Origin of the sequence: Microbacterium sp. KHB019 (assembly GCF_037285405.1) — a bacterium.
Taxonomy (GTDB): Bacteria; Actinomycetota; Actinomycetes; order Actinomycetales; family Microbacteriaceae; genus Microbacterium.
On sequence record NZ_JBBDHF010000001.1, the window covers coordinates 484,331 to 498,973 of the forward strand.

At 67.0% G+C, this 14,643-nt stretch carries 17 protein-coding genes; 11 read left to right on the plus strand and 6 right to left on the minus strand.

Annotated elements, in window-relative coordinates; translation table 11 throughout:
* Position 1: 1 nt before the first annotated feature.
* The 5 genes from KHB019_RS02380 (at position 2) to KHB019_RS02400 (ending at position 3,365) form a co-directional block, all read left to right on the plus strand.
* Positions 2-754 (plus strand): SGNH/GDSL hydrolase family protein, encoded by a 753-nt coding sequence (locus tag KHB019_RS02380; protein ID WP_230103240.1) that lies wholly within the window; start codon positions 2-4, stop codon positions 752-754.
* A complete protein-coding gene (gene yczE, locus KHB019_RS02385) occupies positions 751-1,377 on the plus strand; it encodes a membrane protein YczE (RefSeq protein ID WP_230103241.1) in 627 nt (208 codons plus the stop codon). Before KHB019_RS02380 ends, yczE begins: the two co-directional genes overlap by 4 nt.
* Positions 1,374-2,120, plus strand: coding sequence for a formylglycine-generating enzyme family protein (locus tag KHB019_RS02390; RefSeq protein WP_337458014.1), 747 nt, complete (start codon positions 1,374-1,376; stop codon positions 2,118-2,120). The genes yczE and KHB019_RS02390 overlap by 4 nt, the downstream gene beginning before the upstream one ends.
* 22 nt (positions 2,121-2,142) lie before the next feature.
* Positions 2,143-2,970, plus strand: coding sequence for an arginase family protein (locus KHB019_RS02395; RefSeq protein ID WP_337458015.1), 828 nt, complete (start codon positions 2,143-2,145; stop codon positions 2,968-2,970).
* A gap of 131 nt (positions 2,971-3,101) precedes the next feature.
* On the plus strand, positions 3,102-3,365 hold the full coding sequence (locus KHB019_RS02400) for a DUF6458 family protein (RefSeq protein WP_230103244.1): 264 nt from the start codon (positions 3,102-3,104) through the stop codon (positions 3,363-3,365).
* A gap of 15 nt (positions 3,366-3,380) precedes the next feature.
* Here KHB019_RS02400 and KHB019_RS02405 read toward each other — a convergent pair whose 3' ends face one another.
* Both KHB019_RS02405 and KHB019_RS02410 read right to left on the minus strand, forming a co-directional pair.
* Positions 3,381-4,721, minus strand: coding sequence for an MFS transporter (locus KHB019_RS02405; protein ID WP_337458016.1), 1,341 nt, complete (start codon positions 4,719-4,721; stop codon positions 3,381-3,383).
* Between the two features lie 9 nt (positions 4,722-4,730).
* The gene (locus KHB019_RS02410) at positions 4,731-5,951 is read right to left on the minus strand and encodes a methyltransferase domain-containing protein (RefSeq protein WP_337458017.1); all 1,221 of its coding nucleotides are present in this window, start codon (positions 5,949-5,951) and stop codon (positions 4,731-4,733) included.
* Between the two features lie 43 nt (positions 5,952-5,994).
* On the opposite strand from KHB019_RS02410, the gene KHB019_RS02415 reads away from it, so the two are divergent.
* Positions 5,995-6,426: a HEAT repeat domain-containing protein gene (locus tag KHB019_RS02415; RefSeq protein ID WP_337458018.1), complete on the plus strand. Its 432-nt coding sequence runs from the start codon at positions 5,995-5,997 to the stop codon at positions 6,424-6,426.
* 20 nt (positions 6,427-6,446) lie between these two features.
* Here KHB019_RS02415 and KHB019_RS02420 read toward each other — a convergent pair whose 3' ends face one another.
* The 3 genes from KHB019_RS02420 to KHB019_RS02430 form a co-directional block, all read right to left on the minus strand.
* Positions 6,447-6,851: a GrpB family protein gene (locus KHB019_RS02420; protein WP_337458019.1), complete on the minus strand. Its 405-nt coding sequence runs from the start codon at positions 6,849-6,851 to the stop codon at positions 6,447-6,449.
* Between the two features lie 279 nt (positions 6,852-7,130).
* Positions 7,131-7,928 (minus strand): class I SAM-dependent methyltransferase, encoded by a 798-nt coding sequence (locus tag KHB019_RS02425; RefSeq protein ID WP_230103250.1) that lies wholly within the window; start codon positions 7,926-7,928, stop codon positions 7,131-7,133.
* A gap of 22 nt (positions 7,929-7,950) precedes the next feature.
* Positions 7,951-10,308: an ATP-binding cassette domain-containing protein gene (locus KHB019_RS02430; RefSeq protein WP_230103251.1), complete on the minus strand. Its 2,358-nt coding sequence runs from the start codon at positions 10,306-10,308 to the stop codon at positions 7,951-7,953.
* 95 nt (positions 10,309-10,403) lie between these two features.
* On the opposite strand from KHB019_RS02430, the gene KHB019_RS02435 reads away from it, so the two are divergent.
* Complete coding sequence (locus tag KHB019_RS02435; RefSeq protein ID WP_325471518.1) at positions 10,404-11,000, plus strand: HdeD family acid-resistance protein; 597 nt, start codon at positions 10,404-10,406, stop codon at positions 10,998-11,000.
* A 55-nt stretch (positions 11,001-11,055) separates the two neighbouring features.
* Here KHB019_RS02435 and KHB019_RS02440 read toward each other — a convergent pair whose 3' ends face one another.
* Complete coding sequence (locus tag KHB019_RS02440) at positions 11,056-11,820, minus strand: SDR family oxidoreductase (RefSeq protein ID WP_230103253.1); 765 nt, start codon at positions 11,818-11,820, stop codon at positions 11,056-11,058.
* 122 nt (positions 11,821-11,942) lie between these two features.
* Between KHB019_RS02440 and KHB019_RS02445 the strand changes: the two genes are divergently transcribed.
* From KHB019_RS02445 to KHB019_RS02460, 4 genes are all read left to right on the plus strand, one after another.
* Positions 11,943-12,416, plus strand: a complete 474-nt coding sequence (locus KHB019_RS02445; protein WP_230103254.1) for an NfeD family protein — start codon at positions 11,943-11,945, stop codon at positions 12,414-12,416.
* 24 nt (positions 12,417-12,440) lie between these two features.
* Positions 12,441-13,370, plus strand: coding sequence for an SPFH domain-containing protein (locus tag KHB019_RS02450; RefSeq protein ID WP_230103255.1), 930 nt, complete (start codon positions 12,441-12,443; stop codon positions 13,368-13,370).
* Positions 13,367-14,137, plus strand: a complete 771-nt coding sequence (locus KHB019_RS02455) for a glycerophosphodiester phosphodiesterase family protein (protein ID WP_230103256.1) — start codon at positions 13,367-13,369, stop codon at positions 14,135-14,137. Before KHB019_RS02450 ends, KHB019_RS02455 begins: the two co-directional genes overlap by 4 nt.
* 113 nt (positions 14,138-14,250) lie before the next feature.
* Positions 14,251-14,634: an RNA polymerase-binding protein RbpA gene (locus tag KHB019_RS02460; RefSeq protein ID WP_230103257.1), complete on the plus strand. Its 384-nt coding sequence runs from the start codon at positions 14,251-14,253 to the stop codon at positions 14,632-14,634.
* Positions 14,635-14,643: the final 9 nt, after the last annotated feature.

Sequence of the window (14,643 nt, forward strand, 5' to 3'; positions counted from 1 at the left end):
AGTGAGTGGTGTGAGGTTCGTGGCGATCGGTGATTCGTTCACCGAGGGCGTCGGTGATGAGCTGCCGGATGGTCGCGTACGCGGTTGGGCCGATATCGCTGCCCAGGGCTGGGCGGATGCTGTCGGCCACCCGATCCAGTACGCGAACTTCGCCATCAGAGGCAAGCTCGCCTGGCCCATCGTAGAGGAGCAGCTCGAGCCGGCGCTCGCACTGCGGCCGACGCACCTGTCGTTCAACGGCGGGGGCAATGACATGCTGCGGCCCCGCACGCGTATAGAGCACATCGCCGATACCTTCTCGCGCGTGCTCCGGCGCTGCGACGAGGAGGGCGTCACCCTGATCCTGCTGTCGGGCGCCAACCCGGCGGGCCAGCTTCCGATGGGATCCCTGATCCAGCGTCGTGGCGACGAGCTGTCTGCCGCGGTGCTGCGCAGGGTCGCCGACCGTGACGACGTGATCCGCGCCCTGAACTGGCCCGATCGCGAGCTCTCGACCGGCGCCTACTGGTCGGAGGACCGGCTGCACATGAACGCCAACGGGCACCACCGCGTCGCCGCGCGCGTGCTCCAAGGGCTCGGCTACGAACCGCCGGCGGCGTGGTGGTCCCCGGCGTCGCAGATCGGCGGCGCCTCTGGACTGGCGTACTACCGTCAGCACGTCGGACCCTGGGTCAAGCGCCGGCTCACGCGCACCTCGTCCGGCGACGGACGAACACCCAAGTATCCGACCTGGGTGGAAAGAGCTCCGCAGTGAGCCGCGTGCGCGGCCGTCGGCTCCCTCGTCGGATCGCGCAGCTGCTCATCGGCCTCTTCCTGTACGGCATCGGCATCGCCTTCATGGTTCGCGGCGAGATCGGTGCCGCCCCGTGGGACGTCCTTTCGCAGGGGATCGCGCGCCACGTGCCGTTGACGTTCGGGGTGATCACGATCCTGACGAGCGTCGTCGTGCTGCTGCTGTGGCTGCCGCTGCGGCAGCGGTACGGCATCGGCACGCTGCTGAACGCGCTGCTCGTCGGGCCATCCGCTGACGTGGGCTTGTTCCTCATCCCCACGGGGCAGCCGCTCTGGCTGCGCGTCTGCTTCTTCGTGATCGGCCTGCTCGTCCTCGCCGCTGCGACCGGTCTCTACATCGGGGCTCACTTCGGGCCAGGACCGCGCGACGGCCTCATGACCGGCCTGCACAGGCGCACCGGGTGGCCGATCTGGATCGTGCGCACGAGCCTCGAGATCGTCGTGGTCGCGGTCGGGTGGTCGCTCGGCGGCAATGTGGGGATCGGAACCCTGGCGTTCGCCCTGCTCGTAGGGCCGCTCTGCCAGTACTTCATGCGCGTCTTCGCCGTGCGCGTCCCTGCTCGTACCGAGAGCGGCGCAGCGTGAGCGACTTCGAGATGGCACGCATCCCTGCGGGCACGGTGACATTGCACGATGCGCGCACGAGGACCCGGCGGACCGTCGATCTCGAATCCTTCGAGATCGGGGCGTACGCGGTGACCGAGGAGCAGTTCGCCGAAGTGCTCGGCATTACGGCGCAGCATCCGCGGCGTCCGGCATCCGATCTGAGCTGGCTGCGCGCGATCCGCTTCTGCAACGCGGCATCCGAGTGGGAGGGCCTCAACCGCGCCTACTCGTTCGACGGCGAGCAGATCACGTGGCACGTCGACAGCGACGGGTACCGGCTGCCCACGGAGGCCGAGTGGGAGCACGCCTGCCGGGCCGGTTCGACAGCACCGCACTACGGACCCTTGACCGAGATCGCATGGACCTCGACCGATGGCGTCAGCAGCCCGCAGAATGTCGGTGCGCGGCTACCGAATCTGTTCGGTCTGTTCGACACGCTCGGCAACGTGTGGGAGTGGTGCTGGGACCTGCTGGATCCGGCCCGCTACGACGAGTACCGCGTGTTTCGCGGTGGCGGGTACAGCGACGACGCGTGGAGCGTGCGAGCCTCGGTCCGCCGTGGCGGAGCGCCGCGCATGCACCACGAGGATGTCGGGATGCGTCTCGCGCGTGGCGGGTTCGACACGGTCGATGCCGCACAGGGCTGGTCCGCAGCGGTGGATGCTGAGCGCGGAGACACGGACGGTGCGCTGCCCTCGGGGTGGACGCCACGCGGACGATGACGGGTTCGCAGAAGGAGAGAGCATGACGCAGGTGAATGATTCGACACGGAACTTCGGGCTCATCGTCTCGCAGGGTCGCGTCGCCGACCGCACGGACGGTGCGCTGCTCGGAGCGCGAGCTGCGGCGGACGCGTTGGAGGAGTATCTGGGCACGACCGCAGTCGTCACCGGATCGCCGGAGGCGGGCCGCATCGACGACTGGACGGCCGCGCTTCCGGCCGCTCAGGACACGCTGCACGGCCTTCGCGATGCCGTCGCGGATTCATTGGATGCCGGCGACACCCCCGTGCTGCTCACGAACACCTGCGCCGCGAGCCTGGGGACGCTGCCGACCGTGGCTCAGCGTTTTCCGGATGCCGTCGTGCTGTGGATCGACGCGCACGGAGACTTCAACACGCCCGAGACCACGGAGTCCGGATATCTCGGGGGCATGGTGCTGGCTGCGGCGTGCGGCCTGTGGGACAGCGGTCACGGCGCCGGGCTGGATCCTGAGCAGGTCATCGTCGTCGGCGGACGCGATATCGATGAGGCCGAAGGCGAGCTGCTGTCGTCCGCCGGTGTGCGCGTGCTCGCCCCCGCAGAGGTGACGGCGGCGCGCGTCGCCGAACTCGTTGCTGGTCGGGACGTCTGGATCCACGTGGACTGGGACGTTCTCGAGCCGGGGTACATCCCCGCCGCCTACCGCGTGCCGGGCGGCCTCCGCCCTCACCAGATCGCGGATGTCTTCGCGGCGCTGCGTGATCAGGTCAGGGGAGTGGAACTCGCGGAGTTCGAGTACGGCGACACGGATGTGCCCTCACCCGTGAGCGTCGAGCTGATCCTCGAGACCTTCCAATCCCTCGTGCGCTGACTGACCTATGCCGTACGTCGCGATACCCTGTCAACCCGTTGCCGCGTGAGCGGTCTTCCTGCCAGTATCGAGGTCTCACAGGGGCGTGGCCCCTGGACGTGTGCCGAAACGCGGCACCGGAAGGGAAGACCATGAGCATCGGTACAGGAATCGTCTTGTTCGTGATCGGCGCCATTCTGGCGTTCGCGATCAACGTCGAGGTGGAATGGGCGAACCTCGACATGATCGGCTACATCCTCATGGGTGCAGGAGCCGTGATCTTCATCATCGGGCTGATCCTGGTCGCCCGGCGTCGGCAGAGCAATTCCATCAGCCAGACGACCGTGGACCCCGCTTCCGGGTCGCAGACGACCCGTCGCACCACCAGCGCGCCCGACGACGCAGCCGGGCTCTGAAGCGGCCTGACCCCTCTACTGGACCCGTGAGCGCCGAGTCCGCTCCGGGTCCAGTCCCATGCGGATCCTGGTGTGCTTGCGTTCGATGAGGATGAACGTCATTCCGAGCAGCCACAGCGGCACCTGCATGAGGAACGCCAGGCGGAACGCGTCAAGCGAGTAGGTGTCGGGGGTTCCGGCCCCCTGCAGGTCGAGCGCTATGCCGATGAGGAAGACCGCGAGCAGCGCTGCGATGAATCCGCCCGCGTTCGTCAGCCCGGTCGCGGTGCTGAGCCGATGCGCAGGGTTGTGCGTGCGGGCATGATCGAAGGCGATCATCGACGCGGGGCCGCCCGACGCGAGCGCGACCGCGAGCACGTAGAGAAGCCACAGCGGCGCCGGCCCTGGGTAGCCGATGACTGCCACCCAGGCGAGCAGCTGAACCGTGACCGTGGGGATCACCAGCGCAAGCGATCGCCGATTCGGAATGCGCCGCGAGAGCTCGCCCAGGATAGGGCCCAAAAGCATGCCGACAGCGACATATACCGAGATCAGGGTCGCTGCTTCAGCGGGGGAGAGCCCTTCGCCGGCGGTGAGGAAAGGCATGCCCCACAACAGGACGAACGCTGTGCCGGCGAACGGTGTCGCGAAGTGCGACCAGAACGCCAAGCGGGTGCCAGGGTGCGCCCAGGCCGCGCGGATTCCGATGCCGGTGTCCACGGCTGATGTGACGACGCGCACGACACCGGTGTCGGTGTTGACGGTGACGTCGGCGGCGGCCTCGGGAGGGCGGTTGCGGATCACGGCGAACACGAGGATCGCGAAGAGGATGCCGAGACCGGCGATGCTGCCGAAGGTGATCGTCCACGTCGTGGCGTGGAGGAGGGCCGCGACCGGGATCAGCGCGACGAGCTGCCCGCTCTGCCCGAGCACGCCGGTGAGCTGCACCATGAGCGGACCGCGCTGCGCCGGGAACCATGTCGCGACCAGACGCAGGACAGCGGGGAACACCATGGCGTCGCCCGCGCCGAGAAGGACCCGAGCGAGGATCGCGATGCCGATGCTGGGGGAGAGCGCCATCGTCAGCTGACCTGCGGCCATGAGGACCATGCCCAGGGTGATGATCGGCCGTGCTCCGTAGCGGTCGAGGGCGACGCCGATCGGGATCTGCATGCCGCCGTAGACGGCGAGCTGCACGACAGCGAATAGCGAGAGCGTCGCAGCATCCGCCTGGAAGCGCTCGGCGGCGTCGACGCCGACCGCCCCGAGCGAGGTCCGGTTCGCGATGGCGAGCACATACGCTGCGACGCCGACCGACCAGATCAGCCAGCTGCGCCACCCGGGTGTGGAGACAGGGGAGCGGGTGACATCGGGCACCCTTCCACGCTACTCGTGCTGGGCGCTGCCCAATCGCAGGCCATACAGACAGAGTTCGGGTGATTCGCCCAGATGCAGCGCTGTCGCGACCTCCGCCCAGCCTTGCCGGACGTAGAACTCTCGCGCTCGGCTGGCTTCGGAGTAGGCGGTCAGAACCGCGGTGGAGTAGGGGAGGCCATGGGTGAGTGCGCGCAGGAGCGATCGTGCGACGCCCGCCCGACGATGCTGCGGCGCGGTCGCGAGCTCGACCACGGCGAACGCCGATTCCCCGAACCAGGTCGCGGCGGTGGCAGGCGGCAACTGCGGGGTGATGCGGTCGCGCCACCAGTCGCCGGCGCTGATCCCGCTGCCGAGCGCGAGTCCGGCGATCTCGTCGTCACGCGTGGCGAGAACCAACCGGAAGTCCGGCTTGGTACGCCCGTACGTGTCGACGCGAGCCAAGAACGACGCACGGCTGGCAGCGGGGTCCTCATCGTACGGCGCCTCGGAGAACACAACGGCGTAAAGCTCGGCGGCCTGTGCGAGCTCGTCGGCATCGCCGGCCCACGTGCGCACGGTGACCTGGTCTGGCTCAAGTGTCATCGGGGGGTCCTCCCATACCGCGGTGTACCGCCAGAACAGACGCCGTCGCATCCGGATGCTGGGGAGCAGGCGATGCGCGACCGCTTGGATCTGGTCGAAAGTCTGCCGCGCGTCGACGGTGGGTGCCTGCATGTGCAGGGGAGTGGCCGGCGCGCGTCGCGGGTGTCGGATGAATCCGACCAGCGGATTGAGGACGAGGGATGCTGCGCTTCGGAGCCTGTCGGATCGGGTTTCGCTCGCGACACCGACGATCACGATACGACCTCCTGTGCGCAAGGATGCTCGTGCATCGAGGAGTGCGTCCTCCAGCCGCATGTGGTGCAGGGACGCGACGAACACGATCAGATCGTATGCGCCTTCCGCTTCGCCGCCGAACGGGCGCTGCTGGATGGTGACGGCATCCGTCATCTCGAATCGATGGGCCGCGGCCGCAGCGACGTCGACGTCGAGTTCGATGCCGATCACGTGCGGAAAGATCGCCGAGAGCCGCTCGACGAGATTGCCGGTACCGCATCCGACGTCCAGCGCGCTCACACCGCCGCGCCGTCGAACGGCCTTGGCGTTTCTGAGCACAAAGGCTGCGTACGCATCGTTGTGGGACCAGGGGTGGGCGGCGTTGAAGCGCGCGAGCGAGGTCAGGATCCGCACCAACTCATCCTACGGATGCACGAGGTCGCGCTACCGTCGACTCATGGACGCGATCCCGGATCGTCGGCTAGGGCCGGCTGCGAACGCGCGCAACGCAGCGGAACTGTTCGGGCGGGACGTCCTCATCGACTGGTGTGAGGCGCTGTTGCGGGGTGACGCACTGGATGACGATCCGCGCTATCCCGACATCGCGTGGCTGTGCGGCACAATCGGCTGGCCGAGTCACTGGGCGCGTGTGTGGGGTGCTCGAGGACTTCTGCATCTCGGTCCGCCCGCGAACTCAGAGGTTGTTCTGCACGCGCTGAACGACGAGGCGTGGCGAGTTCGGGAGATGGCGCTCAAAGTGATCATCCGGCATGAACTCGACGATCCGCACGGCGCTGTCGCTGCGCTCGTCGCCGACACGAACGAACGGGTGCGCTTTCAGGCTCTTCGCGCGCTGGGGGTGCCTCCGTCGGACCGCTGTGGACTGTGACGACCAGGGGAGCGGTGCGATCAGACTGGATGGTTCTTCCGAGCCCACGCCGTGAACGCGTCCTGCACCTCATCGAAGAACACCGTCTTCGCGCGGGTGTAGTCGTCGTAGTCGGGCTTTCCCGCGTTCGCCTCTGAGAGTCGGACCTTGAGGTCTTCGTAGCGTTCGCGCTCCTGCGGATGGGCACGCACCCAGTCGCGGAACCAGACGGTGTACCGGCCCCAGGGAGAGTCGGCGCGACGGATGTGCACGATCGCCTGCACATCGTCGTTGGTGAAGATGCTCTTGTCCCAGACCTCGTCCGGTACCGCCTCGTCGCCGCGCGGGACGTCGCGGTAGACACCAGGGGAGTCGGGCCGCGATCCGTGGGCCTGCGCGTAGCCGAGTGGACCCAGCCGGTCAGAGAGCTCCCGAACGTCCGGCATCGGCAGCAATCGAACCTGCAGATCGATGAATGGCTTCGCCCGTAGACCGGTACGGATGTCGATCCGATGTGGTCGTAGATCGCGACATCCACGCCGGGGATTGGGCAATCGCTTCCAGCTGCCCGGATGCGCGTGTCAGCCACGCAGGATCGTGCGGGTGCAGCTCTGCGGCATTCTTCGGCATGCGAGGAAGACTACGGGACGGAAGGGAGGGGTGGTCGTTCTCGTGTACTGACATAATGTGCATTATCGGCGTTACCGCGATCAAGCGGGCACTCGTTACGGAACGCGACCGATCGCCAACAGGTGGGCGCTCATGTCTCTCACACCGGCGTGCTCGGACGCAGCATCCGCCAGACGCGCCGCGGCACTCTGCAGCTCCGGATCGACGTCGACTGGCAACTGCTCCATGAACACGCCGGCCGGTCCTTCGACGCCATGGACATGCACGTCGACGACGCCCGCCTCCAGCAGCTCCCGCTCCAGCGACTCCGCCGTGTGGAAATGTCCGGCCGGAAATCGCAGTCGCCTCGACGGAGCACCATCTCGCAGCAGAGCGACCCATTCCTCGACGTCCGCTTCAGCGGGATCCCGCGTCAGAAAGATCTGACCAAACGCGACATATCGTGAAATCGCCCCCGCGAAGATCCACCCACCGGAGTCGGTCACACGGCGCGCTTCCTCGATCGCGCGACGCCGGTCGGATGCGGCGCGCAGGTGGTACAAGGGCCCCAGCATCAGAGTCGCGGCGAACGAAGCATCCTCGAAGGGAAGATCACGCGCGTCGCCCACCTGAGCGTCGAGACCCGCTTCCCCGGCGACGGACACGTGCTGCGCAACAGGATCGATGAGCGACACGGCGTACCCACGACCCTGAAGGGTGATCGCATGCGCGCCGGTGCCGCCGCCGATGTCGAGGATGCGCGCACCGGCTGCGACGCGGTCGCAGACGAGCTCCTGCACCCGCCGATGCTCCAGTCGTCCTTGCGCCGAGCGGGAACGAAGCCTGGCGTGCTCATCGAACGCGCCGCCGTAGTACGCCTGGATCCGATCGTCGAGATCCTGTTGATCTGCCACTGTGTCCTCCGCCTCTGCTCGCTCAGGCGCCGACATATTCCGCGAGGTGCTCCCCCGTCAGCGTCTGCTTCGTAGCGACGAGCTCGGCCGGCGTGCCCTCGAACACCACACGACCGCCGGCGTGGCCCGCGCCGGGGCCGACGTCGATGATCCAGTCCCCGTGGGCCATGACCGCCTGGTGATGCTCGATCACGATGACCGTCTTGCCCGCATCCACCAGTCTGTCGAGCAGCCCGAGGATCTTGTCGACGTCCGCGAGATGCAGGCCGGAGGTCGGCTCGTCGAGAACGTAGACATCGCCCTGACCGCCCATCTGGATGGCCAGTTTGACGCGCTGACGCTCGCCGCCGGACAGCGTCGACAGCGGCTGCCCGAGCGACAGATACCCGAGCCCGACATCGTCGAGGCGTTCCAGAATCGCCACGGCAGCCGGGATCTTCGAGTCCGGCTGCGAGAAGAACTCGCGCGCCTCGGCGACAGACAGGTCCAGCACCTCGGTGATGTCCTTGCCGCCGAGCTTGTATTCGAGGACCGCCGCTTGGAACCGCTTGCCGCCGCAGTCCTCGCACGGCGTCTCGATCGTGTCCATGAAGCCGAGCTCGGTGATGATGACGCCGGAGCCCTTGCACGACGGGCACGCACCCTCGGAGTTCGCGCTGAACAGCGCCGGCTTGACCGAGTTCGCCTTGGCGAACGCCTTGCGGATCGGCTCCAGCATCCCGGTGTAGGTCGCCGGATTGCTGCGACGCGAGCCCTTGATGGCGCTCTGGTCGATCGACACGACGCCATCGCGCTTGGACACCGACCCATGGATCAGCGAGCTCTTACCGGAACCGGCGACCCCGGTGACGACCGTGAGCACACCGGTCGGGATGTCGACGTCGACGTCCTGCAGGTTGTTCGTGGACGCGCCGCGCACCTCGATGGCACCTCTCCCCTGCCGGACCGTCGTCTTCACCGTCGCCCGATCGTCCAGATGGCGTCCCGTGATCGTCTCGCTCGCACGCAGACCGTCGACGGTCCCCTCGAAGCAGATCTCCCCTCCCCTGCTTCCCGCGGCGGGACCGAGGTCGACGACGTGGTCGCCGACCGCGATGGTCTCCGGCTTGTGCTCGACCACGAGCACGGTGTTGCCCTTGTCGCGCAGCTTCAGCAGCAGCGAGTTCATCCGCTGGATGTCGTGCGGATGCAACCCGATGGTCGGCTCGTCGAAGACGTAGGTGACATCGGTCAGAGACGAACCGAGGTGGCGCAGCATCTTGATCCGCTGCGCCTCTCCCCCGCTGAGCGTGCCGGACGGTCGCTCGAGGCTGAGGTATCCGAGTCCCAGCGTCACGAACGCGTCCAGGTTGGCCTTCAAGGCGTCCAGGAGCGGACCGGCTCCCGGCAGATCGAGTCCGTTGACCCAGGCAGCGAGATCGGTCACCTGCATCCGGCAAGCCTCGGCGATGCTGATCCCATCGATCTTGGACGACCGCGCGCCTTCCGTCAGGCGCGTCCCGTCGCACTCGGGGCAGGTGGTGAAGGATGCCACGCGCTCCACGAACGCGCGGATGTGCGGCTGGAGGGCGTCGAGGTCCTTCGACAGCATCGCCTTGGTTATCTTCGGGATCAGACCTTCATAGGTCATGTTGATGCCGCTGATCTTGACCTTGGTGACCTCTCCGTAGAGGAAGAGATGGCGCTGCTTGTCGCTGAACTCGCTGATCGGCTTGTCTGCCGGGTAGAAGCCGGATGCCGAGAAGCCCTTCACCATCCAGCCGTCCGCGGTGTAACCCGGCACCATGATGGCGCCCTCGTCGAGGGACTTCGACTCGTCCACGATCTGGGCGAGGTCGAGATCCGATACCGCTCCCCTGCCTTCGCACCGCGGGCACATACCGCCGAGGTAGATCGCATCCTTCACGATCTTCTTCTCGCCGCCCGGGCCCGTCATCACCCCGCTCGCCCGCTGCGTCGGGATGTTGAACGAGAAGGCGGTCGGGCCGCCGATGTACGGCTGACCGAGTTTCGAGAACAGGATGCGAAGCATCGCATTGGCATCCGTCACAGTGCCGACCGTCGAGCGAGGGTTCGCACCCAGCCGCTCCTGGTCGACGATGATCGCGGTGGTGAGCCCTTCGAGCACATCCACGTCGGGCCGCGGCACCGAGGGCATGAACCCCTGCACGAAGGCGCTGTAGGTCTCATCGATCATGCGACGCGACTCAGCTGCGATCGTGTCGAAGACGAGCGAGCTCTTGCCGGAGCCCGAGACGCCGGTGAAGACCGTGAGCCTTCTCTTGGGGATGTCGACGCTGACGTCCTTGAGATTGTTCTCCCTCGCTCCCCTGACGCGGATCAGATCGTGCGAGTCGGCGGGGCGTGGCGCGTCGGTCATGAGGAAGATCCTGCCACGCACCTCCCCCATCCAGAACCTTCAGCGCGCTACGCTGAGCACATCCTCCGCAGGATCGTCAGAGAGAGGCGTTTCTCATGTCTGAATCGCTCACGGAAGCGAAGTCGCTGTTCAAGTCCATTCGGGTCACGCTGGCGGTCTCGGGCGCGATCGCTCTCATCGCCGGAATCGTGGTGCTCGCCTGGCCGCTGAAGACCGCATTCATCGTCACCGGGATCATCGCGTCATACCTGGTCATCGCCGGCCTCGTCTACATCGGCCTGGGGATCTTCTCGGGCAAGAAGGGCGGGTGGGCCCGCATCGGCCACATCGTCCTCGGTCTGCTCTACATCGTCGCCGGCGTGGTCGCGTTCACCAATCTCGCTGCAGCCACGGTCACACTCGCCGTCGTCACCGCCGTCTTCCTCGGCGTCAGCTGGATCTTCGACGGAATCGTCGCCCTGACGCTGCTGAACAAGGACGGATCGAAGGCGTGGACGATCCTGTACGCGATCCTGAGCATCGCAGCCGGCGTCATCGTACTGTTCGCTCCGCTGCTGGCCGCCGCAGCGCTCTGGTGGGTCCTCGGCATCGCGATGGTCGTGCTCGGCATCATGCAGATCGTTCGAGCCATCACGCTGGGCCGTGACGAGCAGACGATCGCGTCGCCCCTCACCGGCGCCAGCACAATCTGATCGCAAAGACGAGAAATGCCCTGCCGATCGGCAGGGCATTTCTCGTGTCAGTGCGTCACTCCGCGACGAAGCCGCTGGTGTCGCCGACAAGACGGGTGTTGTCGGCGGGAACCGCGTCGAGTGCGGCCTTGGCGACCTCGGCCGCGAACTCCGACACGTTGTAGAGGCGCCCGGCGTCCTCACGCCGAGCGGAGATGGCGCCGGGGTTGGCGCGCTCGAGCAGCGTCGCCGTGATCGTGCCTTCGATCATGTCTCCCGAGACGACCGTGAAGCCGATCCCCTCCTCCTCGAGCGACGGGATCAGCTCCCGCAGGGCATCCTCGCCAGCGCGCTTGGACAGCGCGACCGGCTCGTACTCGGGCATGGTGGGCGTGGTGCGGATGAAGTGCGCCTGGTGGCTCGTGACGAACACGACCCGCGATCCGTCGGCGAGAAGCGGGCGGGCCGCATTCAGCACGTTCAGCTGCGCGTCGCGGTTCAGCGTCAGCGCGTAGTCCTCGGCCATGCCGGACTCCATGCCGCCCGATGCGTTCAGCACGAGGATGTCGAGACGGCCGAACTCGGCACTGACCTGCTCGAACATCGATCCGACCGAGGCCGGGTCGGTGAGGTCGGCGCCGACGACGAGCGCACGCACTCCGTGCTCGCGCAGCTGCGACGCGAGCTTCTCGGCACGCGGAGCCTTGTTGCGGAAGTTGATGACGACGTCTGCACCGGCCTCGGCGAAATAGCGGACGGTGTCCGCGCCGATGCCACGGGACGAGCCGGTTACGAGCGCGACCTTTCCGGCCAGGGAACCTGCGGGCAGAACGTCGGTCACGGTGACTCCTCATGCGGTGGTGAACGCCGCGGAAAGCACGGCCCGTTCACTTTACCAACCGCCCGACACGGGCCGTCTGCGCGTCACTGCTGCGTGATAGGTTGACCGCAAAGGAGGGCGCCATGAACGACGCATCCGTCTTCATCGAGCTGGTCACGGAGTGGGCGTGGATCGGCTGGCTGGTTCTCATCGCGGTATTCCTCGTGATCGAGATGCTCACTCTCGACTTCACCTTCCTCATGCTCGCCCTCGGCAGCGCGGTCGGCCTCATCATGGGCCTCATCGGCCTGCCCCTCTGGGCGCAGCTGATCATCGCCGCAGCCGCCGCCGCGCTGTTCATCCTGATCATCCGGCCGCCGCTGCTGCGGCGTCTGCATCGCGGCGAAGACCCGACCAAATCCAACGTCGACGCTCTCATCGGCCTCCGTGGCACCGCCCTCGCAGACGTGACCAACGTCTCAGGGCAGGTGAAGGTGAGCAACGGCGACACGTGGACGGCACGTGCTGACGGGAGCGTGACCATCCCGGTCGGCGCACCCGTTCTCATCACCGCGATCAACGGGGCGACGGCGATCGTCCGCCCCGCCAACGACTAGCACCATCGACGACTAGGAGAAGCAGTGGACGACTCATCGTTCATCCCGACAGCGATCGGATGGATCCTCGCGATCGCCGTCATCATCTTCGTGGTGGTGACGGTCGCGCGATCGATCCGCATCATCCCTCAGGCCACGGCGGGCGTCGTCGAGCGCCTCGGGCGCTATCACAAGACCCTCACGCCCGGTCTGAACATCCTGGTGCCCTTCATCGATCGTCTGCGGCCCCTGATCGACATGCGCGAGCAGGTCGTCTCGTTTCCGCCGCAGCCGGTGATCACCGAGGACAACCTCGTCGTCTCGATCGACACGGTCGTCTACTTCCAGGTCACAGACGCCCGCGCCGCCACGTATGAGATCGCAAACTACCTCGGCGCCGTCGAGCAGCTGACGACCACCACGCTCCGCAACGTCGTCGGTGGCCTCAACCTCGAAGAGGCGCTCACGAGCCGCGACAACATCAACGGCCAGCTGCGCGTCGTGCTCGATGAGGCGACCGGCAAGTGGGGCATCCGCGTCGGACGCGTCGAGCTGAAGGCGATCGACCCGCCCCTGTCCATCCAGGACTCGATGGAGAAGCAGATGCGTGCCGAGCGCGACCGTCGCGCAGCGATCCTGACCGCCGAGGGGACCAAGCAGTCCGCGATCCTGGAGGCAGAGGGTGCGCGTCAGGCTGAGATCCTTCGCGCAGAGGGTGACAAGCAGGCAGCCGTCCTCCGCGCTCAGGGTGAGGCGGAGGCGATCCAGAACGTGTTCGCCTCGATCCACCAGGGCGCGCCGGACGACAAGCTCCTCGCGTACCAGTACCTGCAGATGCTCCCCAAGATCGCCGACAGCGAGTCGAGCAAGCTGTGGATCATCCCCAGCGAGCTCACCGAGGCGCTCAAGGGCATCGGCGGGGCGTTCACTCCGCGCCCGGGCGGCCAGCCGCCGGCTGGTACGACGGGCGCGTGACGCACCCGTACTTCGCGAAGGCACGGCATCCGCGGGTTCTCGCACACCGCGGACTGGTATCGCTCGAGGGCACAGGGCCCGTCGTCTGGGAGAACACCGCCGGTGCGTTCGCTACTGCACACGCGGCCGGTGCGGAGTACGTCGAGACGGATTGTCAGGTCACCGCCGACGGCGACATCATCCTCTTCCACGATGACGATCTCGAGCGCCTGGTCGGCGACGCCCGCCGGATCGATCAGGTGCGCACCGCCGAACTCGTGGAGATCTTCGCACCGCACGGTGGCCTGCTGACCGTGGCCGAACTCCTCGAGACGTTCCCGGAGACGCGATTCAACATCGATGTGAAGACGGATGCCGCTGCCGCTCCCCTGGGCCGCATCGTCGCTCCGCACGCGCACCGCGTGCTGCTGACCAGTTTCTCGGACGCGAGGCGCAGGCGGGCGGTCGACGCCGTGATGGATGCCGGTGCGAGCGTGCGACCGGCGACGTCGGCCGGCCGGTCGAGCATGATGCGGGTCAGGCTGCTGACGGCGCTGCGCCTCTCCCCCGCTCGTGTGCTGCGCGAGATCGATGCGCTGCAGATCCCCGAGCGGTACGGGCCCGTACGAGTCCTCACGCCGTCTCTGCTGCGCGCGGCGCATCGGCACGACGTCGAGGTCCACGTGTGGACGGTCAACGATCCGCAGGACATGCGCCGGCTCGTCGACACGGGGATCGACGGCATCGTCACCGACCGCGCCGACGTGGCCATCGAGACCGTCAACTGACGCCCTACCCTCTAGGGCTGGGATTCGACTGTGAATACCCGCGCGATCATTGGTGCGTTGAGCGCGCGCACAGGCGAGAGCGGTATACCTGAGGTCGACGAGAGGACCACAAAATGGCAGATCGCAGCCTGCGCGGCATCCGACTCGGCGCCCAGAGCCTACAGAGCGAAGAGGGCGTCGTTTTCATGGAACGCCGCGAGACCACCTACAAGTGCGACACGTGCGGAAGCACCAGTACCCTGATGTTCGCCGCTGACGCAGAGCCGCCGCAGAAGTGGGAGTGCCGCACGTGCGGTGCCGAAGCCGTGCTCAGCGTCGACGGCAAGACCATCACGCCGGACGCGACGGACGAGAAGATCGCCCGCACCCACTGGGACATGCTGATGGAGCGCCGCACGCGCGCCGAGCTCGAAGAGCTGCTCGAGGAGCGCCTCGCGTTCATCCGCGCACGCCGCGGAGCGGGTGAAGACCCCACTCGGGAGAAGATCGGCGCCTAACGGCCCTGG